This window comes from Vibrio sp. 10N.286.51.B11 (genome assembly GCF_041469245.1).
GTDB classification, from domain to species: Bacteria; Pseudomonadota; Gammaproteobacteria; order Enterobacterales; family Vibrionaceae; genus Vibrio; species Vibrio crassostreae_C.
Window position 1 is genome coordinate 128,453 of record NZ_JBFRKI010000025.1, and the last position, 21,324, is coordinate 149,776.

20 protein-coding genes and 2 pseudogenes are annotated in these 21,324 nt (G+C 46.8%); 10 read left to right on the plus strand and 12 right to left on the minus strand.

All coding sequences use genetic code 11. From position 1 onward, the window contains the following. The first annotated feature begins 273 nt into the window (after positions 1-273). From xdhA to AB4154_RS13185, 5 genes are all read left to right on the plus strand, one after another. Entirely contained in the window at positions 274-1,719 is a 1,446-nt protein-coding gene (xdhA, locus tag AB4154_RS13165; RefSeq protein WP_050632513.1) for a xanthine dehydrogenase small subunit, read from the plus strand. Continuing rightward, entirely contained in the window at positions 1,712-4,117 is a 2,406-nt protein-coding gene (gene xdhB / locus AB4154_RS13170) for a xanthine dehydrogenase molybdopterin binding subunit (RefSeq protein ID WP_372123273.1), read from the plus strand. The genes xdhA and xdhB overlap by 8 nt, the downstream gene beginning before the upstream one ends. 67 nt (positions 4,118-4,184) lie before the next feature. Beyond that, complete coding sequence (xdhC, locus tag AB4154_RS13175; protein WP_136974171.1) at positions 4,185-5,066, plus strand: xanthine dehydrogenase accessory protein XdhC; 882 nt, start codon at positions 4,185-4,187, stop codon at positions 5,064-5,066. 59 nt (positions 5,067-5,125) lie between these two features. Continuing rightward, positions 5,126-6,460: a guanine deaminase gene (gene guaD / locus AB4154_RS13180; protein WP_108180033.1), complete on the plus strand. Its 1,335-nt coding sequence runs from the start codon at positions 5,126-5,128 to the stop codon at positions 6,458-6,460. Between the two features lie 287 nt (positions 6,461-6,747). Next, the gene (locus tag AB4154_RS13185) at positions 6,748-7,629 is read left to right on the plus strand and encodes an AEC family transporter (protein WP_004732869.1); all 882 of its coding nucleotides are present in this window, start codon (positions 6,748-6,750) and stop codon (positions 7,627-7,629) included. A 111-nt stretch (positions 7,630-7,740) separates the two neighbouring features. Here the strand turns inward: AB4154_RS13185 and AB4154_RS13190 are convergent, their stop codons facing one another. Genes AB4154_RS13190 through AB4154_RS13200 form a run of 3 tightly spaced genes read right to left on the minus strand, consistent with a single transcriptional unit; the run spans position 7,741 to position 9,093 of the window. After that, positions 7,741-8,121: a carboxymuconolactone decarboxylase family protein gene (locus AB4154_RS13190; protein WP_017083073.1), complete on the minus strand. Its 381-nt coding sequence runs from the start codon at positions 8,119-8,121 to the stop codon at positions 7,741-7,743. A gap of 60 nt (positions 8,122-8,181) precedes the next feature. Next, positions 8,182-8,538, minus strand: a complete 357-nt coding sequence (locus AB4154_RS13195) for a MerR family transcriptional regulator (RefSeq protein ID WP_017061603.1) — start codon at positions 8,536-8,538, stop codon at positions 8,182-8,184. Between the two features lie 36 nt (positions 8,539-8,574). Further along, positions 8,575-9,093, minus strand: coding sequence for a hypothetical protein (locus AB4154_RS13200; protein WP_017061602.1), 519 nt, complete (start codon positions 9,091-9,093; stop codon positions 8,575-8,577). Positions 9,094-9,531: 438 nt separating this feature from the next. On the opposite strand from AB4154_RS13200, the gene AB4154_RS13205 reads away from it, so the two are divergent. Beyond that, entirely contained in the window at positions 9,532-9,810 is a 279-nt protein-coding gene (locus tag AB4154_RS13205) for a hypothetical protein (RefSeq protein ID WP_372123275.1), read from the plus strand. Between the two features lie 109 nt (positions 9,811-9,919). On the opposite strand, the pseudogene AB4154_RS13210 reads toward AB4154_RS13205, so the two are convergent. The 9 genes and pseudogenes from AB4154_RS13210 to puuE all read right to left on the minus strand — a co-directional run. Then, positions 9,920-10,102, minus strand: a pseudogene (locus AB4154_RS13210) (GrpB family protein); the annotation flags it as partial. Between the two features lie 16 nt (positions 10,103-10,118). Further along, the gene (locus AB4154_RS13215; protein ID WP_372123276.1) at positions 10,119-10,358 is read right to left on the minus strand and encodes a hypothetical protein; all 240 of its coding nucleotides are present in this window, start codon (positions 10,356-10,358) and stop codon (positions 10,119-10,121) included. A gap of 95 nt (positions 10,359-10,453) precedes the next feature. Beyond that, a pseudogene (locus AB4154_RS13220) lies at positions 10,454-10,543 on the minus strand (AraC family transcriptional regulator); the annotation flags it as partial. 47 nt (positions 10,544-10,590) lie between these two features. Further along, positions 10,591-10,863 (minus strand): DUF4282 domain-containing protein, encoded by a 273-nt coding sequence (locus AB4154_RS13225; RefSeq protein ID WP_017064999.1) that lies wholly within the window; start codon positions 10,861-10,863, stop codon positions 10,591-10,593. Between the two features lie 393 nt (positions 10,864-11,256). Next, positions 11,257-12,576 carry a urate hydroxylase PuuD gene (locus AB4154_RS13230; RefSeq protein WP_017061599.1) on the minus strand — a complete coding sequence of 440 codons (1,320 nt, stop codon included), beginning with the start codon at positions 12,574-12,576 and terminating at the stop codon, positions 11,257-11,259. 14 nt (positions 12,577-12,590) lie between these two features. Continuing rightward, on the minus strand, positions 12,591-13,151 hold the full coding sequence (locus AB4154_RS13235; RefSeq protein WP_372123278.1) for an ureidoglycolate lyase: 561 nt from the start codon (positions 13,149-13,151) through the stop codon (positions 12,591-12,593). Between the two features lie 14 nt (positions 13,152-13,165). Beyond that, a complete protein-coding gene (gene alc / locus AB4154_RS13240; protein ID WP_017069066.1) occupies positions 13,166-14,152 on the minus strand; it encodes an allantoicase in 987 nt (328 codons plus the stop codon). 123 nt (positions 14,153-14,275) lie between these two features. After that, a complete protein-coding gene (gene uraD / locus AB4154_RS13245) occupies positions 14,276-14,791 on the minus strand; it encodes a 2-oxo-4-hydroxy-4-carboxy-5-ureidoimidazoline decarboxylase (RefSeq protein WP_017086622.1) in 516 nt (171 codons plus the stop codon). Positions 14,792-14,813: 22 nt separating this feature from the next. Continuing rightward, positions 14,814-15,752: an allantoinase PuuE gene (puuE, locus tag AB4154_RS13250; protein ID WP_108116939.1), complete on the minus strand. Its 939-nt coding sequence runs from the start codon at positions 15,750-15,752 to the stop codon at positions 14,814-14,816. A gap of 411 nt (positions 15,753-16,163) precedes the next feature. On the opposite strand from puuE, the gene uraH reads away from it, so the two are divergent. The 4 genes from uraH to AB4154_RS13270 all read left to right on the plus strand — a co-directional run bounded on the left by uraH (position 16,164) and on the right by AB4154_RS13270 (position 21,263). Further along, positions 16,164-16,517: a hydroxyisourate hydrolase gene (gene uraH / locus AB4154_RS13255; RefSeq protein WP_017083063.1), complete on the plus strand. Its 354-nt coding sequence runs from the start codon at positions 16,164-16,166 to the stop codon at positions 16,515-16,517. Between the two features lie 246 nt (positions 16,518-16,763). Further along, positions 16,764-18,107 (plus strand): NCS2 family permease, encoded by a 1,344-nt coding sequence (locus AB4154_RS13260; protein WP_017065002.1) that lies wholly within the window; start codon positions 16,764-16,766, stop codon positions 18,105-18,107. A gap of 225 nt (positions 18,108-18,332) precedes the next feature. Next, entirely contained in the window at positions 18,333-19,745 is a 1,413-nt protein-coding gene (locus tag AB4154_RS13265) for a solute carrier family 23 protein (protein WP_372123279.1), read from the plus strand. Positions 19,746-19,901: 156 nt separating this feature from the next. Beyond that, complete coding sequence (locus tag AB4154_RS13270; RefSeq protein WP_372123281.1) at positions 19,902-21,263, plus strand: 8-oxoguanine deaminase; 1,362 nt, start codon at positions 19,902-19,904, stop codon at positions 21,261-21,263. Positions 21,264-21,324: the final 61 nt, after the last annotated feature.

A 21,324-nucleotide genomic window follows, 5' to 3' on the forward strand; every position in this document is an offset into this window, starting at 1 on the left:
CTACAGAATCACTCCCAACAGTGCCATAAATCTTGTCTTTATCTTGTATACATAGCTATCCATTCATTCACACCATAAAACTGTTCAATCTCAATCCAAACCCTTATAAAACAGACGACTATGACCAAAATTAAATTGTATACAATTCACGACAAGCCATCTTTGTTACATTTTTGTAAATAAATAGTTGACCACAGGGTCAGGATGGATAATTATTGACCTAGAAGTCAAAAAGAATACACATGGAAAAATGTCGATTTACAAGGAGGTCTCTTGATTACTTTTTTGCTCAATCAGGAAATAAGACGTGAAGATAATCTGTCGCCAAATATGACAGTGCTCAACTACCTTCGTACCAAGGTTAATAAAACGGGTACCAAAGAAGGTTGTGGGTCGGGTGACTGTGGTGCATGTACGGTAGTTCTCGGTGAAGTGGTTGATGGACAACTGCAATACCGCTCGGTGAACTCTTGCCTGACGTTCGTTTCAGCGCTGCATGGCAAGCAATTGATCACAGTAGAAGATCTACAAAACCGAGATCGCTCTTTGCACCCAGTGCAAAAAGCGGTGGTTGATTTTCACGGTTCACAGTGTGGTTACTGCACGCCGGGCTTCATCATGTCGATGTTTGCGCTAGGCAAAAACAAACCCGATGCGAGCAAAGAAGACGTCATGGAATCACTGGCGGGTAACCTATGTCGTTGTACAGGCTACCGACCAATTGTTGATGCTGCAATGTCGCTTTCAACAGACCAGCCTTTGATTGACCAATTTGCTGAACTTGAACGCAACACCATCAAGAAGCTAGAAAGCATTCAAGACACTGAGGCCAACTTACGCCTTGGTCACCTCACCGCTTTTTCCCCAAAAAGCACCGATGAGTTGGCCAAGCTTTTTCAAGCCCACCCGAACGCTAAGCTGGTTGCTGGCGGTACGGATTTAGCGCTGGAAGTGACGCAATTCCATCGTGAGATTGAAACACTGATCAGCGTGAATCTTGTTGAAGACATGAAGGTATGTGAAGAGACCGACACCGATCTAATCATTGGTGCCAACCTGCCTATCAGTGATTCTTACTCACTATTGAAAAAACACTACCCAGATTTTGGTGAACTACTGCATCGCTTTGCTTCACTGCAAGTACGTAACCAAGGCACCATCGGCGGTAATGTGGCGAATGCCTCGCCTATCGGAGACACCCCTCCTCTGCTGATTGCCCTTAACGCAAAGATCAAACTTCGTTGCGGTGACGAGTCACGCACCATGCCGATTGAAGATTACTTCATCAGCTACAAAGTGACGGCGCAAAAAGAGAGTGAGTTCATTGAACAGATCATCATTCCTAAGCCAACTAACGACAGCTTCCGAGCTTACAAACTGTCTAAACGTTTAGACGACGACATCTCTGCGGTGTGTGGTGCGTTTGATATTCAAATCGAAGACGGCAAGGTTTCTTACGCTCGTATCGCTTTCGGCGGTATGGCTGCAACACCTAAGCGCGCGGCGCGTTGTGAAAATACGTTATTAGGCAAACCATGGACAGACGCTAATATTAAGTTAGCGATGCAGGAACTGTATAACGACTTTGAGCCGCTATCTGATTTCCGTGCCAGCCAAGAATACCGTTCATTGTCGGCAGCCAATATGTTGCGTCGTTACTTCATTGAACAGCAGAACAAAAACAACCAAATCGAAACAAGGGTAACGTCTTATGTCTAAATCAAATTCCTCTGTTCACAAGAGCAATGCGATGACCCACGAAGAGATGGTTACCATTGCAAAACAAGACCTAAAAACTGGCGTAGGTAAAAGCGTTAAACACGACAGTGCAGCCAAGCAAGTAACGGGCGAAGCGGTATACATTGACGACCGCCTTGAGTTCCCAAATCAGCTGCATGTATACGCACGCCTGAGCACTCAAGCGCACGCTAACATCACCAAAATAGACCTATCACCGTGTTACGAATTCGAAGGCGTGGCGATTGCCATTCAAGCAAAAGACGTACCGGGTGAGCTGGATATCGGTGCGATTCTTCCAGGTGACCCACTGCTTGCCGACGGCAAAGTCGAATATTACGGCCAACCTGTGATTGCCGTGGCAGCTAACGATTTAGAAACGGCACGCAAAGCCGCACACGCTGCAATCATTGAATATGAAGAGCTGCCTGCGATTCTTGATGTAAAAGAAGCGCTAGAGAAAGAACACTTCGTAACAGAAAGCCACACTCAACAACGTGGTGACTCGAAAGCCGCACTGGCAAAAGCGAAACACGTGATCTCTGGTGACCTAGAGATCGGCGGACAAGAACACTTCTACCTAGAAACTCAAATCAGTAGCGTGATGCCAACCGAAGACGGCGGCATGATCGTGTACACCTCGACTCAAAACCCGACCGAAGTTCAAAAACTGGTTGCGGAAGTGATTGGTGTACCGATGCACAAAGTCGTGATTGATATGCGTCGTATGGGTGGTGGTTTCGGTGGTAAAGAGACCCAAGCGGCCTCTCCAGCATGTATGGCTGCGGTTATTGCTCACCTTACAGGTCGACCTACAAAAATGCGTTTGCTGCGCAATGAAGACATGCAGCAAACTGGTAAACGCCACCCGTTCTACAATCAATATACGGTCGGTTTTGACGACAATGGTGTGATTCAAGGTGCCGATATTACCGTTGCAGGTAACTGTGGCTACTCGCCAGACTTATCAAGTTCTATTGTCGACCGCGCGATGTTCCACTCAGACAACGCCTATTATCTAGGTGATGCAACTGTGGTCGGTCATCGATGCAAAACCAATACAGCATCGAACACCGCTTACCGTGGCTTTGGTGGCCCGCAAGGCATGATGACGATTGAACACATCATGGACGAGATTGCGCGTTACCTGAAAAAAGATCCTTTGGAAGTACGTAAAGCGAACTACTACGGCGAAGAAGGCCGTAATGTGACCCATTACTACCAAACCGTTGAAGACAACTTTTTACCTGAGATAACCGAACAGCTTGAACGCAGCAGTGACTATCACGCACGTCGTAAAGAAATCGCTGAGTTCAACAGGCAGAGCCCTATCTTGAAGAAAGGCCTTGCTATCACACCAGTGAAATTCGGCATCTCGTTTACTGCGACTTTCTTGAACCAAGCAGGTGCGCTCATCCATATCTACACCGATGGCAGTATTCATTTGAATCACGGTGGTACGGAAATGGGGCAAGGCTTGAACATCAAAGTGGCACAAATCGTTGCACAGGAGTTCCAAGTCGATGTCGAACGTATCCAGATCACCGCTACAAACACAGACAAAGTTCCGAACACATCACCAACCGCAGCCTCATCGGGCGCCGACCTCAACGGTAAGGCCGCGCAAAACGCCGCAATAACCATTAAGCAGCGCCTGATCGACTTCGCTTCTTCGCACTTCAAAGTGTGGCCTGAAGAAGTGGTGTTTAAAAACGGCATGGTGCAGATCCGCGATGAGCTCATGACCTTCAACTCATTTGTTGAACTGGCTTGGTTCAACCAAATCTCGCTATCAAGCACTGGCTTCTATCGCACTCCGAAGATCTATTACGATCACGAGAAAGCACGCGGTCGCCCGTTCTACTACTACGCATACGGAGCATCTTGTTCAGAGGTTATCGTCGATACCCTAACCGGTGAAAACAAGATTCTACGTGTCGATATTTTGCATGACGTGGGCGCTTCATTGAACCCAGCAATTGATATCGGCCAAGTCGAAGGTGGCTTTGTGCAAGGTGTCGGTTGGTTAACGACGGAAGAGTTGGTTTGGAACCAGCAAGGCCGCTTGATGACCAATGGTCCTGCGAGTTACAAGATCCCGGCGATTGCTGATATGCCAATTGATTTTAGAACGCATCTTTTAGAAAACCGTAACAACCCAGAAGACACCGTCTTCAACTCGAAAGCTGTGGGTGAACCGCCTTTCATGTTGGGTATGTCGGTATGGAGTGCATTGAAAGATGCGATTAGCTACGTGGCCGTTGATGGAGCGATTCCTAAGCTCAACACACCAGCAACGCCAGAGCGTATTTTGATGGCGATTCAGGAAGTCTCTGAAACAGCCCCGACTTCGGTCGATGCTCAATCAGAAACGGCTTAGAGCTGACAGATATGGCATAGGGCGTAATAAACAGCTTAGGAAGCACAGAAGGGATTTAGGAGGACATATGTTTAAGGATAATTGGATTCACGAACTGGCAAAACTGGAAGAGAACTACGAACCGTGTGTGATGGTGACGGTTCTTGAAGACAGAGGCTCAGTGCCACGTGATGCGGGCACCAAGATGCTTGTCACTCGTGACCGAATCATCGCTACGATTGGTGGTGGTCACCTTGAACATGTGGCCACTAAAATGGCTCGAGAGATGCTGATTGCCAGTGAAAAGTCGCTCAAAGTGGAACGTTTTAACCTAGGCGCTCGTTTGGGCCAGTGTTGTGGCGGAATGGCAACATTAAGCTTTGAACCGATTGGCACTCAGCAGAATCACCTTGTGCTGTTTGGCGCTGGGCACGTTGCCAAAGCGCTGCTGCACATTGTCGCGACTCTGCCCTTCCGTGTGACCTGGATTGATGAACGTGAAGAAGTGTTCCCTGAAACGCTGCCACACGGTGTTAAAAAGCTTGTCTCAGACGACCCAGTCGGTGAAGTGAAACACATGCCACCAAACAGTTATTACCTTGTGATGACCCACAACCACCAGCTCGATTTTGACCTAACCAAAGCCATTATTGACCGTGAAGACAGCCGTTACTTTGGCATGATCGGCTCGCTTACCAAGCGTAAGAAGTTCGACTTCCGCTTAGAGCAGCGCGGCTACAGCCAAGAACAAATCGAAACCATGCTTTGCCCGATTGGCATTAGTGCTGTGAATGGCAAACATCCTGCCGAAATTGCGGTATCGGTTGCGGGTGAACTGATCGCACACTATCAAGGCCAAGCGCTTGAACAAAAGCGCCCAACCAAACAATATCGAAATCAGGGTTTGACCGATCAACACAGTCAACCAAGCGACGTAGGCGAACCACCATTGGAAGAGAAGATCGCCTAACACAAGTCGCAAAGCTTCAGTGGCCATAACGTCGCTGAAGTCATTAAAAGGAAGTAAACATGACAACGCAACGCAAAGCTTATCGCGCCAGTATTTTACACAGCGTCGCCGACCCAAAAGACGTCGGCATCGATGAGTCTTACGACTATTTTGAAGACGGTGTTTTAGTGGTTGAGAACGGCCATGTCGTCGACTTGGGCCATGTCGACGAGGTATTGGCTCGCCAACCTAAAACACTCGAAGTCAAAGAATACAAAGACAAGCTGATCACCTCTGGCTTTATTGATACGCACATCCACTACCCTCAAACAGGGATGATCGCGTCTTACGGTGAGCAACTTCTTGATTGGTTAGAGAACTACACCTTCCCAGAAGAAAAGCGCTTCAAAAACCCAGTCTACGCACACAAAGTGGCGAAGCTATTCCTAGACGAACTAGCAAGCAACGGCACAACCACGGCACTCGTGTTCGGCACGGTACACAAAGAGTCGGTTAACGTTTTCTTTGAAGAAGCTGAGAAGCGCAACCTACGTATGATTGCGGGTAAGGTTTTGATGGATCGCAATGCGCCTGATTACCTCACCGACACGCCAGAATCTGGCTACGCCGACTCCAAAGAACTGATTGAGAAATGGCACAACCGCAGCCGTTTGCTTTATGCCGTGACACCTCGTTTCGCGCCAACCAGTACACCAGAACAATTGGCTACCGTTGGTAAATTGCTAGAAGAGTACCCAGATGTGTATATGCACACGCACCTTTCTGAAAACGAGAAAGAGATTGAATGGGTAAAAGAACTGTTCCCAGAGCGCGACAGCTATTTGGATGTGTATGACCACTATGGCCTACTGCACAAACGTTCGGTTTTCGCCCATGGCATTCACTTGTCTGATTGCGAATGTAAGCGCCTAGCCGACACGGAATCTGCCATTGCTTTCTGCCCGACCTCTAACCTGTTCTTAGGCTCAGGTTTATTCCGATTACCAGAAATGGAAGAGCACGGCATTCGTGTTGGTATGGGGACTGATGTCGGCGCAGGCACTAGCTTCTCAATCCTACAAACCATGAGTGAAGCCTATAAGATCATGCAGCTTCAACATAAGAAATTGCACCCAGCTAAGTCGCTATTCTTAGCCACATTAGGTGGTGCACGTTCACTGCATTTAGAAGACAAGATTGGCAACTTGGAAGTAGGAAAAGAAGCCGATTTCGTGGTGTTGGACTTACACGCCACACAATTGATGCGCTTTAGAATGGAACAAGCGACCAAGCTTGAAGAGAAGCTATTTGTATTGATGAGCCTGGGTGACGACAGAACCGTCAGCGAGACTTACATCTACGGCGAGAAAGCCTACGATGTGAATTTCAAAGATTATCAAAAGCTCGTTAGCTAGACTGAAAACCGAGTAACAATCGCTAGACAGCGACAGCCGTCGTTAATTAAAAATCCGTCCAGATTTATCTAGCCTTGAAAGACCAGTTGCTGATGCCACTGGTCTTTTTTGTGCTTCATTCAAAGAAATATAAATTAACCGTTCACAAACAACGATCTTCGGTGACGCCAAGTCATTATATTGATAGGTTAATGTTTATACATATCGACTTCATACTTCACTTTAGCGTCTCTCTAAAACATTCGTTTCTCAGCTAAATGGAAGCACTCAATCTAGAAAGGAATTCTATGTTCGAACAGGTCGTCAGCATTCTGTTTCCCGTTTTTGCTTTAGCCAGTGCTGGCTTTGCGGTGGGTCGTTGGCTCAAGCCCGATTTCAAACCGATCAATCGCATCAACATGGATGTGTGTATTCCTGCGCTAGTGTTTGCCTCGCTGACCACCATGCCTCTCGACACCGAACAACTGCCACTCATCACCGCTTCTTTGGTCGCGGTGTTGGTGCCCGCTTTATTGATGATACCAATCTGTAAGATCTTTAAGCTCAACTTCAAAGCTTGGGCGCCGCCACACATGTTCCGCAACAGTGGCAACCTCGCGATTCCTCTGTTCACGTATACCTTTGGTGAGAGCGCATTAGCCCCTGCAGTACTGCTGTTTGTGGTGTCGGCTTGCGTGCACATTAGTGTTGGCTTGGCGCTGTTGAGTGAAGGTAATCCGATCAAACAGATCCTCAAGATGCCGATATTCTTAGCCGCAGCATTAGCGATGACGCTCAACCTGTCTGGAATTGCAGTATGGAATCCAATCTACGAAGCAACATCGCTACTCGGCCAAGCAGCCGTGCCTATCATGCTGTTGTCGTTGGGTTCGCAAATGGTGAACTTGAAGCTAAGTGGATTAAAAGTTGGCTTGCTGTGTACGGCTCAATCGCTGTTTACTGGTGCCATCGCCTTCGCCATCATCTACTTCTTTATCCCGCTGCCTACGCTGCATCTTCAGATGATGGTGCTGTTCACCATGCTGCCACCTGCCGTGATGAACTACCTGTTCGCAGAAAGGTTCAATGTCGAGCCACCCAAGGTCGCGTCTATGGTGTTGTTCGGCAACTTCCTAAGCGTGGTTACCTTACCTATCTTGCTGTCATTCGCGCTGTCTATGTCATCTTAAAGAACCGCGAACCTTCAGGTTTACGACCTTTAAAACTTAGCCAATCAATAAAAAGGGAGCGCAACTTAGCAAAGTTGACGCTCCCTTTTCAGACTATATTTTCTATTTATCTCAAGCTGTGCCTCTCTCCGCAAGCACCTCTTTAAATGCGAACATGCCATTTAACGCCGCTGGGAATCCCGCATACACCGACATCTGCAATATCACTTCTTTGATCTCTTCCTCGCTGCATCCAACATTGAGTGCCGCATTCAAATGCACCTTAAGCTGAGGGGCACAATTACCGAGTGCGGTAAGGGCAGCGACGGTCGCGATCTCTCGTGATTTCAAATCCAAACCGGGGCGTGAATAGATATCACCAAAAGGATACTCGATAGTATATTTTGCAAGATCAGGGCAGATGTCTTGCAGGCTTTCAATAACCTGTTGCCCTGCTTCTCCGTCGATATGATTAAGTCTTTCTAAGCCAATGTCGAAACGTGATTGATTCATGAGTTTGTTCCTGTATTTATAGTTCACAGGAACACCTTACAAGTTAGAGTCGACTCTAAGTCAACGGACTTTTCCATCTCGATACAAACTAATTTTTTGCTCTAGCGCAGCCAGATGCTTTTGCTGCTCTTCGATATGGGACCTCAAATTCTGTTGATGTTGTTCGAGCAACACTTGGCGCTGCGAAGTCGATTCTGGCCCTAATTCCCTTAGCTTTGCGTATTCTAAAATCTCATCCAGTGGCATTGCGGTGTCTTTTAAGCGCTTCACGAACTCAATCCAGGTAACGTCTTTCGATGTATAGACTCGATGCCCGCTGCTGTTTCGCTGAACATTTTTCAACAAGCCGATTTTTTCATAGTAGCGAAGCGTGTGGGCTGACAAACCCACCAACCGAGAAAACTCACTCACATTCATTACTTCACCTTTTCTATCTGGGTATAGGAACTCAAACTATGCGCACTTATCTAATTTGAGCTCTGCGGTCACTTTCGTCAAACGCAACGCAATAGCGAAACAGACTAAGTAAGGACTCACATACCAGAAGAGGCTTTCTAATGGCTGCTTCACCTGCGCTTCTCTGGTTTTTATGTATTGGTTTTTCTGCTTCTCATACTGACTCAACATACCATCCACCCACACTGCATCACTTTCAACCAGCGACACGCTAGGCGCAGGAACCGTAAAATCCGATGCGTTGGGTAACAAGGTAAAATCGACATCTTTGAACGTGATCGCCGTATTCAAATACCACAAACACGCTTCGTGGTGCTGAGCGTGATTATCTAAAGATGGCTGACCAGTGCAGGTATCACTTCTTAATTTATCCAAAGAAAACTGCTGAACCGATTCTAAAATCGCGACCGCTCTAGTTTGTTCTGTTTCAACCCAATCGCCCGCTACTTTCGCACGAATCTCAGACACTGCACCCAGCATCCCGATACCCGCTAGAAACGGCCATAAATAATCCATGAGCTTCCACTTTCGTCGGCTCAAGTTGAACCCACACCAAATCGGAAGATGAAAAAGGAGCGTTAGCCCAAGCGATAGCAAAACGAAATTCAAGGAGCTAGAGAGCATGAGTTCGCTATCAAAGAAGTTCTTCATAATGAGAGACTTGCCTGTATAACAAAGAGAAATTTGATACTAGGTTCGATACTTGAAAAGAGTGTAAGGGGAAAGTAAAAACAGCACAAAAAGTAGTGTAATAAACAATAGAGCGATATTCCTCCCTATATATCTCAGATCAAACCATAAACCAAACACAATAAAACCGGAAGACTCATTAACCCAGCAAATATCAGATCACAAAACAATCAATCAAATCAAATATTTAACTAAATTCTTGACTAAAAATAAGATAGATATAGAGTGCGAGAATAACAACTAAATGCATAAGGAAGCATAATTATGAATGACGCAATTCAACAAGCTCGCATACAAAACAAAATGAAAAATCCTATGATAGCGCTACTGTTAGGTTTTGTAATACCAGGAGGCGCTCAGATGTATGCAGGGAGCGTCATGTGGGGAGTTGTTAACTTAATTTTCATCGTAGTTTGCGCGATCACCGTTATTGCTTCTCCAGTATCATTTATTTTATGGATAGTTTCGCTTTTCCTAGGTTACAAGGGCACCAAAGCTTATAACGATTCAGTTCTTGATAAAGCAGAATCTGCAGAATCATAATCAATAAATGTTGATAGTCTAACTTCACTAGGCTATCAACATTTAAGTTCCACTCATAGTCAATAACACTGACCACTTGCAAGGCCACATCATCAGCAGATGTGGATTACAACATACCAAGTTCAATACCTACGAAAATATCTAGATCGCCCTTAGACACGGCAAAAGGAATAGAAGATGCGCCTACGTGCTCAACTCTCGCGTTAGGGATTAGCTTTTTGATGTCACGTTCGTATCGGATAAACAGCTCGTTGCAAGCCGCTTGGTATTGTTCCGCGGGGTAAAATTTCATATATCCTCACTCCGAATCACAAACTATTGAAGACACCAATTGCTAACAGAAGCAACACGATACTATTAGCTCCGATATAAGAGATTCTGGTTCGCTCTTTGTCGGTTGGAATCAATGGGGGAAAGCGCCCTAGTGTGAATGCTTTACAGACTATCCAGCCAGCTCCGTAACCAATGAACTCAATCAAGATCGACTGAAACAGATACCTAAAGAATGAGCTCAATGCCCTAAAATACGCGACTATCAAGTCTTCCATTTTTGTCCTAAGTAAAGTCAATTTGGACTAAAAATGCCATGGGTAGAGATTCATATCAAGAACCTTATACAGGACTGCGCACGCAATGAATCAGTTTAAACGTAAGTACTTACTATCGACATGCAATGATTCACAGAGTCTTCTTTCTCACCAACAGGCGCAACATAGTGAATTGCAGCTTCGGCATGTTAGACAGCTAACATCGAAGTGTTAGCTGTCACGCATCTGAATACTAGGCTTCAGTCTCGCCTTTTAAGTCCTTTAGAGACTGCAGGTTTTCATTAATTTTGAAGATAACTATCATCAATTCACACCAAATTCTCGCACCTATAGCGCCGCCTAATATCGTAAACGCACCAAGAATAAACTTCTCAAATGTTACGCCTCCATATCCTCCAAACATGGTTGCTAGTCCTGAAACTACAGCGATTAGCAACAACAACCAATATAGGCCAGTAACTAACTTAGGAGTTAACATTGAGTCGAACGAAAAAACTGATTTCATTACTATATTTCCTTATTTTTTATGAAATTTATACTTGGGTATCTAACTAGTTCTTTGTGAATATTCGCAATCAAAAGCTTTGAATTTCAACAAGCTTTCCTTTCAGAACATACACATACCAAACATACAGCCTAAATTTCATGACCAACAACAATTTATATGCAACTAAATATGTCATGTAACGCAAATATCGAACTCACGTCGGTGGGTTCATAAAACTATTAAGGATGCATACTAATAAAGTTTCTAATATGCCTTTGTCCAAAAACAACAAAAAGCCCCGGTTATAAGAACCGGGGAAACAGGGTGGGATGAGTTTGGCGCGTGCCCGTAAACCAAACTCTCCCCAAGCCTCACCTAAGACTCATGCTCTTAGGTAAAGGATTTACATCATTATTGAAGCGTAGCGCCTTGCTCTACCCAAGTGCCGATGAGTGCGCGTTCTTCGTCGGTCATTTGAGTCATGTTGCCGAGCGGCATCACCTTGGTTGTTACGGTTTGAGCAACAATCCTTGGGACGTTGGCTTTAATCTCTTCAGGGGTATCAAACATCACACCGGCTGGCGCAGCAGCAAAAGCGGCGTGGCTCGGGGTTGATGAATGACACACAGAACAGCGCTCTTGAATGACTTTGTTAATGGTTTCAAAGCTTACACCTGCGCTAGCCGTTTGCATTGCGTGGTCTGCAGGTACAGCTTGAGAACTAGTCGTCGTTGACGCTGTGTCGTTTCCAGCAAGCTCTTCTGTCGCTGATTCAGTCGCGCTGACTTGCACTTCTTGAACCACAGGTGCTTGCACAACCGGAGTCATCTGTTTTTTCGCGTAAGGTGAGGTCACAAACGCAAGCGTGATCATACCCAATGCCGCGACTGGCACTGTCCATGCAAACTTCTGACTACCGTGACGGGTATTGAAGTAGTGGCGCACCAAGATACTGAAAATCGCTAGCCCAGCAAGGATCAGCCAGTTGTATTCCGAGCCATAAGTGCTTGGGAAGTGGTTACTGATCATGATGAACAGCACTGGCAGGGTCATGTAGTTGTTGTGACGAGAACGCAGTAGACCTTTCGCTGGCAGTGCCGGATCCGGTTCGCGCTTCTCTTCAATCGCTTTCACCAAGTTACGTTGTGCAGGCATGATAACGCGGAATACGTTACCCACCATGATGGTACCAATGATTGCACCCACATGAATGTAAGCACCACGGCCACTGAACACTTGAGTTAGGCCGTACGTCGCAGCGACGAGCAGCAAAAACAGCACAACGCCAAGCAACACGGGGGTTTTACCTAAAGGCGAGTCACACAGTAAGTCGTAGATAAACCAACCAGCAACGAATGAACCAATACCAATCGCGATTGCCGTTGTTGAATCAAGGCCAGAGCCCGGTGCAATCAGGTAGATTTCAGCGTTAAGGTAGTAAACCACACCCAGTAGACACACACCGGTGATCCACGTGAAGTAGGCTTCCCATTTAAACCAGTGCAGGTGCTCTGGCATCTCTGGTGGCGCAAGTTTGTACTTCTCTAGGTGATAAATACCACCGCCGTGAATTGCCCATAAGTCGCCTGAAAGGCCAGTTTTTGGGTTTACTCGGTTAAGGTTGTTCTCTAACCAAACAAAGTAAAATGATGCGCCTATCCATGCAACACCAACAATCATGTGAGCCCAGCGTATTGCTAAGTTCAACCATTCTGTAATATGCGGATCCATAATAAACTCCTGTATCACAACGCTTTAGCTAAGCGTTGCTCTTCCTTGTTGTCTTCCGTTGGCATATCTTCCAAATGCAATGCCACTAGGTCGTTCTCAAAATAAACTTCATCACAGTTATGTCCTTCTCCGCCTCTATCGACGATCAAGAACTGGTCTTGATTGGTGAGGGCGAGCACTGGGTGATGCCACACCCCTTTGTGATAGTTCACTCCTTGACGACCGTTGCTCAAGAAAGCTCGGCTATTGGCTAATGTTGGATCGTCGCCTTTTGGCGCAACAACAATTAAATAGGGTTGACCAAGTAATGGAATGAATGCCTGAGAGCCAAGTGGATGACGCTCTAACATTTTGATGGTCAGTGGGTAGCTCAACGGTGTGGCTTGGAAGATGCTGATGATCGCTTCTCCATCTTGGTCTTGCACATCCGTTGTCGCTAGCTTGTGGTAGCGACGTGTTGATCCACTATTGATCATGAAGAAATCACTATTATCGGACTCGATAACATCGCCAAACTCTGCAAAAGCCTGCTTGGTTAACGGTTCGATAGATAAACGACGTATTCCATTACTCATACTCATTTCCTTACCTATTTCGCTTTCGTACCAAACAGACGCAAACGGCTGATACCACCATCTGGGAATATGTTTGCACGTACGTGGGTAATCGCACCAAGGTCGTTTACCTCAGAAATGAATTCGTGAATCTCATGCGCTTGCAGCTTTTGTGCTGGCAAGAGTTCACGCCAAAATAGGCTTTGTGTTTCCACTTGGTCGTCGGTGCCACCTTTCACGTAAGCCGCTTGGATTGAGCAGCTGTCTGGGTAGTTACCTTTGAAGTGTGCCGTATCTACAACGATACGTTCGATATTACCTGGGTGGCCTAATGCCACGATTACCCAATCGTTACCCGGTGTGCGACGACGTGCTGTTTCCCAGCCATCACCCATGTTTTCACCACGGCCTGGGCCTAAGATGTTGGCTTTGTTACCGTAGTGCTCATCGCTACATGCGAGTGCTCGGCCACCGTGTTCAACGGCTGCTAGGTCAACTTGTTGCTGAGAATCTATTGCGTCCCAATCCACGCTTGGTCGGCCATAAACACGTAGACGTGCGACACCGCCGTCTGGGTAGATGTTCAAACGTAGGTGCGTAAATACTTGGTCACTTTCGATGTCTTCAAGATGATGATGATCACCCTGTAGTGCCATTGAAGGCAGAATTTCTTGCCACTCTGTTGAATCTGTTGGCTCACCTTGTGGTGAATAACACGCGTCGATTGATGCCGAAGGTGGGAAGTTACCTGTGAAGAATGAGGTATCAATATCAACGCCAGCAATGGTGCCAGCTAGGCCAAGGCGAACGACACAGTAGTCGTAACCTTCGCCGCGTTTGCGTCTGCTTTCCCAGCCGTCCATCCACTTGCCGTTGTCGTCATATAAGTCGTCTTTCCACTCTGGCGCTGCGTGGCTGAGTAGACGGCTTTTATCTGCGAAAAAATCGTCGGTTGCGAAGATAGCTTCTGCGCCGAGTTTTTCGTCTGCAAGGTTTATGTACTGTTCAAATTTATGGGTCATGTCCGTGTAATCCTATGAAATTAATCAAGTAATAATAAAATGAGAACTTAGTGGCTTATGTTTTTACAAATCAAACCTTTAACGCACTAAGACTGGGCTGAGATAGCTGTTAACTCCGTTAACTTACATATCCCAGAGACGAAACATCGCGATCTTGTTGATCTCTTGAATCGCCGTAGCAAACTCAGTTTCACTATCATTTCCTAATCGCATCTCGAACGACTCAAGAATTTGGTAACGATTGGCTCCCTTCACCGCCATGATAAAAGGGAAATTGAAGCGACTTTTGTAGCTGTTGTTGTAAGAAGTGAATTTTTCAAATTCTTCGGCGTTGCACTGGTCGATGCCCGCCCCCGCTTGTTCTTTGGTCGACGACTCGGTGAGTTCGCCGTTTACTGCTGCTCGACCGGCTAAATCCGGGTGAGCGTTGATCAAAGCCAACTGTTTGCCTTGGTCTGCACCTAACAAGGTCGATGCCATTTTCAGATGAAGATTCTCGATATGGTCGTCTTCGGCATTCAAACCTTGGTCATACACCACTTCTGCAACCCATGGGCTGTGTTCGTAGACATCAGCAAAGTGAGCGACAAAGGTATCGCGGTCCATAGTTGTTGGTTGGCATGATCGAAATTCAGTCACGTTAAGCCTCCTTGCTTCACTGCTACTTTTGATGTTGATGATTAGCGTTATTTGGTTGATATGGATGATGTTGGTGCCAGTGGTTGGCGATATCGATTCGACGACATAACCACACGCTGTCGTGCTGTTTTACGTAATCTAAGAAACGTCTTAATGCAGCAATACGACCGGGGCGACCAATCAGACGACAATGCAGCCCAACCGACATCATTTTCGGTGCGGTTTCGCCTTCCATATAAAGGGTGTCAAACGTGTCTTTCAGATATTGGAAGAACTGCTCACCAGAGTTAAAGCCTTGCGCTGTTGAAAAACGCATGTCGTTCACATCGAGTGTATAAGGGATCACCAATTGCGGATGACCAGTCTCGGTGTGCCAATAAGGCAGGTCATCATCATAGGCATCTGAGTCGTAAAGAAAACCGCCCTCTTCTGCAACCAAGCGACGCGTATTTGGCCCAGTTCGACCTGTGTACCAACCTTGAGGGCGTTGACCCGTCACTTGTTGGATGATCTCGATCGCTTTGGTCATGTGGTCGCGCTCTTCTGACTCATCAATGTATTGATAGTCTATCCAGCGATAACCGTGACTACAGATTTCGTGCCCCGCTTCGACCATGGCTTTGGCTACGTCTGGGTGACGCTCAATCGCCATTGCAACCGCAAATACGGTCAGTGGGATTTCATATTCATCGAACAAGCGAAGAACACGCCATACACCCGCACGGCTACCATATTCATAGATGGACTCCATGCTCATGTGACGTTCGCCTTTGATCGGCTGTGCTGACGGGATCTCTGAAAGAAAGGCTTCAGACTCGTCATCTCCATGTAACAAACAACGCTCACCGCCCTCTTCATAGTTCAATACAAAAGAAACCGCGACGCGCGCATTACCTGGCCATTGAGGGTTTGGAGGGTTAGCTCCGTAACCGATCAAATTTCTTGAATAATCCTTATTCATCCAAGTACTCCTAACATAAGTGGTTGGCTTAGCCGCTCTTTAAGTGAGTCACCAAATGATTCAACCAAATGGATTCTCGATAAACAGAGTAACCTTACCCCTGTACATTTATTGTATACAATTATTTATCTCAATGTAAAGATTTTGTTATTCAAGTTAAATTTACGCACTATTGCCATTTAAAAACAACAGCTTAATAAAGTCAAAGCTCACCAAAAAACGATAATCAAGATCTATAAAGTCAGAAAAAACGACACAATAGTTAACATTTTTCCAACAATTCGCTTTACTAATTGTGTACAGTTCGTACATAGTTAGTGATAACAAAGTGACCAGTTGCATTCTTTGCAAGGTCGAAACAGACAGATAAACCACGGAACAGAGGAGCGCCAAAAGCGCTATTAAAGGACTATGGGAAGATTAACAACACACGTATTAGACACAACTCACGGCTTACCGGGTGCAGAGATCAAGGTAGAGCTTTATAAGGTCAATGAAGACTCAACAGAAAAGTTGGCGACGGTAATCACTAACTCCGATGGCCGAACCGATGCGCCGATTCTGGCAGGGAATGATTTCCGACCGGGGAAATATCAATTGGTGTTTTACGTAGCCGATTACTACAGAAGTAAAGGCGTGGAATTGGATGGCGTGCCTTTCCTAGACGATGTTGTTATTCGCTTTGGTCTAGATGATCCAGAAGCGCATTATCACGTTCCTCTTCTCGTCTCGCCTTACAGTTTCTCAACCTATCGGGGCAGTTAGTCCCGTGTCCTAGAACTTCGAACTAGGCCCAACCATCGAATAATAAAAAAATTCACGTGTACATCCCAAAAGGTGTGCACTCACTAAACACGTTCATATAAAAATACTAACAACGTTATTAGTTAGAAGTTGATGACTAATCAACTGATAGCTAAAGAAATAGCGGCTAGGAAAAAACCTTAAAACTTAATATTGAAATCTCGCTGTATTCAATAAATGGATCACAACATAAAAGGACTTGCTGACATGAGTGAGAGTAAAACAGAAATACTCAACCAAGATGCGAATAACGGAATTTTAGAGAAACTCTTTAAAATTAAGGCACACGGGAGCAGTGTGAAAAATGAGTTGGTCGGGGGTGTCACGACCTTCGCCACCATGGCATACATTATCTTCGTTAACCCACAAATTATGGCCGCATCAGGTATGGACGCGGGGGCCGTATTCGTCGCAACCTGTATTGGTGCTGCGATCGGTTGTTTGCTAATGGGATTATTTGCAAACTGGCCTGTCGGCCTTGCGCCGGGCATGGGCTTGAATGCCTTCTTCTCGTTCACGGTAGTAAGCGAAATGGGCTACAGCTGGGAAGTGGCACTGGGTGCGGTGTTTATCTCAGGTATCTTGTTTGTCGGGATGAGTTTCTACAAAGTCCGCCAATGGATAATCGAGAGTATTCCTGAGAGCTTGCGCTATTCCATGACTGCAGGTGTTGGTTTGTTCTTAGGTCTAATTGGCTTAAAAACAGCGGGTATCGTCGTCGAAAACCCAGCAACACTGGTATCACTAGGTGACTTCACGAAACCAGAAGCTCTGCTTGCTGCGATTGCATTCTTGATCATTGCGGTTCTGAGTGAGCGTAAAGTGTTTGGCGCGGTGCTTATCGGTATTTTGAGTGTAACGCTAGTCGGCATGATGCTTGGCCTAGTTCACTACGATGGCTTCTTCGCTGCACCACCAAGTTTAGCGCCTACCTTTATGGCAATGGATATCGCCGGTGCACTAAACGTATCGATGATCAGCGTTATCTTGGCTTTCCTTTTTGTAAACATGTTTGATACAGCTGGTACCTTGATGGGCGTAGCTGAGCGTGCAAACCTGACCAACCCTGAAACGGGCAAGATTGAAGGCCTAAGCAAAGCACTGAAAGCCGACAGTATTTCAAGCGTGGCAGGTGCGTGTGTAGGCTGTCCGCCAGTAACCAGTTATGTAGAGAGTGCAGCCGGTGTTGCAGCAGGCGCACGTACTGGCCTATCGGCGATTGTGGTTGGTGTGTTGTTCTTAGCGGCAATTTTTCTATCACCGTTAGCCGGTATGATCCCAGCTTACGCAACGTCTGGTGCTCTTATTTACGTCGCATTCGTGATGATGAGCAGCATGCAGCACGTCGATTGGAAAGACTTTACTAACGGTGCTCCAGCCGCGATTACCGCACTAATGATGCCACTGACCTTCTCTATCGCGAATGGTATCGCATTGGGTTTCATTACCTACACCGTGCTTAAGTTAGCGACAGGTAAAACCAAAGATGTGTCTATCTCGATGTACTTCCTAGCGGCTATCTTCATCGCCAAGCTGGTGTTCATCGGTTAACCCTATAGTTCCTGAGCAGTCATTTCTTGATTGCTCACAACGTTGCTTGGCTGGTTCGCAAGCCAAGCAACGACAACATTTTTAAGAAAGCTAATTGCATTGATGACTCGAGAGCAGAGCTCCCAATGAGTCAATGCACCTTTTTTATGACCCTACGCAGTTTGTAGAAGTCATTATTTGACCGCCAACCGCCTGTAAACGGAAACGCAGGCAGAGGAATATCAAATGAAACTTCTGTACACCCTTAACGAAAGACCGCCCCATGGGCTAACCCTTCTACTCGCTCTACAACACATGCTCGCCTCGATTGGTGGCATTGTTGCTGTCCCCCTTATTGTCGGCGCCTCCATTGGCCTGCCCAACACCGAGATCGTCTCACTGATCAATGCTGCGCTATTGGCGTCAGGTATTGTGACCGTCGCGCAGTGTCTTGGTTTTGGTCCAGTGGGTATTCGACTGCCCGTGGTAATGGGCTCAAGCTTTGCCTTTTTAGGTGTGGCCATTTCGATCGGTAACGAAGGTGGCGTCGCTGCCATTATGGGCTCAGCGCTTATTGGCTCATTCGTGGTAATTGGTGCCAGCTTCTACATGGACAAGGTTCGCAAGCTGTTCCCGACCGTGGTAAGTGGTGTGGTGGTTACCCTAATCGGCTTAACCATTTTACCGGTTGCCATGAACTGGGTTGGCGACTCTCCTGCCAACACGGAACAATTCGCCACGCTACCAAAACTGTTTCTCGCACTGGTCTCTCTGGGGATAGTGATTGGCGTATCGGTTTACTGTAAAGGCGCGGTTGCGGCCTCCGCTATCGTGATTGGCCTAGCAGGCGGTTACATTGTGGCGCTGTCACTCGGCATGGTCGATCTTGAGCAAATCAGTTCTGCCGCTTGGGTCGGTGGCCCAGAACCATTCAAGTATGGCTTTACGTTTTCTGCTAGTGCCATCATCAGCATGAGCTTGGTGTACATCGTGGTTATCGCTGAAGCAACCGGTGACTTCATGGCGCTTGGCAACAACTGCCAAACCCAAGTCAGCGGTAAAGATCTAAAACGTGGACTGCTAGGCGATGGTCTTGGTAGTACCTTGTCTTCGATTTTAACAGCGATGCCACTGGCGTCATTCAGCCAAAACGTCGGTATTGTGGGTATCACAGGTGTGGCAAGTCGCTATGTAGTGGCAGCAACAGGTGGTTTGCTGATTTTAGGCGGTTTATTCCCGAAATTAGCCGCTATTGCCGTCACGATTCCTAAACCCGTATTAGGCGGCGTCGGCTTTGTAATGTTCGGAATGATTGCCTACGCAGGTATCCGCATGCTGATCAAAGCCGCAGACACCAAGCGAAATGCCTTGGTAATCTGTGTAGGTTTAGCGTCTGGCTTAGCCGTCACCTTCGAACCAAGATTGCTTCAACACTTGCCACACGATTTGGCCAATTTCCTTCACTCTGGCATCACTACCGGTACTATTATGACGGTACTGCTGAACCTTGTTCTGCCAAAATCTTCACGAGCAGAAGAGCAAGAAGCGTTAGCCGAGAGCCAAGCACAAGTTGAGTTAGAAATGAAAGAACAAGCTGAAGAAGCGCTTCAAGCAGACGTTCAAGCAGCATCAGATAACCCTGAGCCCAAAACGAACTAACTGGTTCACTGACTAATGTAAAACCGATTTCCGTAGGATCAGGGCTGATTAGAGCATTAAACGTTTTAACGCCCTGATTCGAATTTATCTTTCACTACAAATACCAATAAAGACCCTCTTCCCTGAAAAGGCTGAGATGGCTAAGGACTACTATGAATGGAAACCATCTGGATTAAGAATCCTCTCGCAATCTACACCGGCTCACTGGCTGATGCAGAAGGCGGAATTGTCATTAAAGGTAATACAATCATTGAGCTGGTTGGCAAACACAAAGAACCGACCTTACCCGTAGATTACAGCGTCGACGCCTCTCGTCATGTTGTGACTCCTGGGCTTATCAATGCGCACCACCACTTCTATCAAACCCTAACGCGTGCCTACCCCGGCGCACTCAATAAAGAACTCTTCCATTGGCTACAAAGCCTCTATCCAGTTTGGGCCAACCTCGATTCGGAGATGATGAGCCTTGCCACAGAGTTAGCTCTGGTTGAGTTGATGATGTCGGGCTGTACCACAGCGTCAGACCATCATTACTTGCTGCCAAACGGGCTAGAGCACGCCATCGATTTACAAGTCGAGGCCGCAGAGAAGCTTGGCGTGAGAGCGATATTCACGCGCGGTTCCATGAGCCTTGGGGAAGATGAAGGTGGGCTACCTCCACGACACACCATTCAAGCCGAACAAACCATCATTGATGACAGCCAACGCTTGATTCGCGATTACCACCAGCGCGATGAAGGGGCGATGATTCAAATCGCACTCGCGCCTTGTTCGCCGTTCTCAGTCACCACCGACCTGATGAAAGAGACCGCCAAGATCAGTGAGCGTGAGAACGTGATGATGCACACTCACCTATGCGAAACGCTCGATGAAGAGGACTTCTGTATCGAGAAGTTCGGTCTACGCCCTGTCGATTACCTAGAAGATGTCGGCTGGCTGAATGAACGCACTTGGCTTGCACACGGCATTCACTTCAATCCAGAAGAGATCAAGCGCTTGGGTAAAGCAGGCATTGGCATCAGCCACTGCCCTACTTCCAACATGATGCTGGCTTCTGGTATTTGTAAGAACAACGACCTTGAAGCCGCTGGCGTGAAAGTCGGGCTAGGCGTGGATGGTTCGGCCTCGAATGACGGCTCCAATATGATTGCCGAAGTGCGCATGGCGATGTACTTACAGCGCCTGCAGTATGGTTCTGCCAATGTTTCACACTTTGACGCACTGCGCTGGGCAACGTCAGGCTCAGCATGCGCAATGGGTAGAACGGATATCGGTACACTAGAAGTCGGAAAACAAGCCGACATCGCGATGTTCAAACTCGATGATATTCGTTTCTCTGGCAGCCACGATCCACTGGCTGCACTACTACTTTGTGGCGCTCAACAAGCGGATAAGGTGATGGTAGCCGGAAAATGGCGAGTTAATGATGGGGCTGTAATTGGCGTAGACATGGAACAATTGATGCACCGCCACCATGCAGCTGCAATGAAGCTAGGTAAACTGGCGATGAATAATTAAATACTCTCTAACTAGAAAAGCGAAAAAAGGCCGACGTGATGTCGGCCTTGTTCATTCAGTT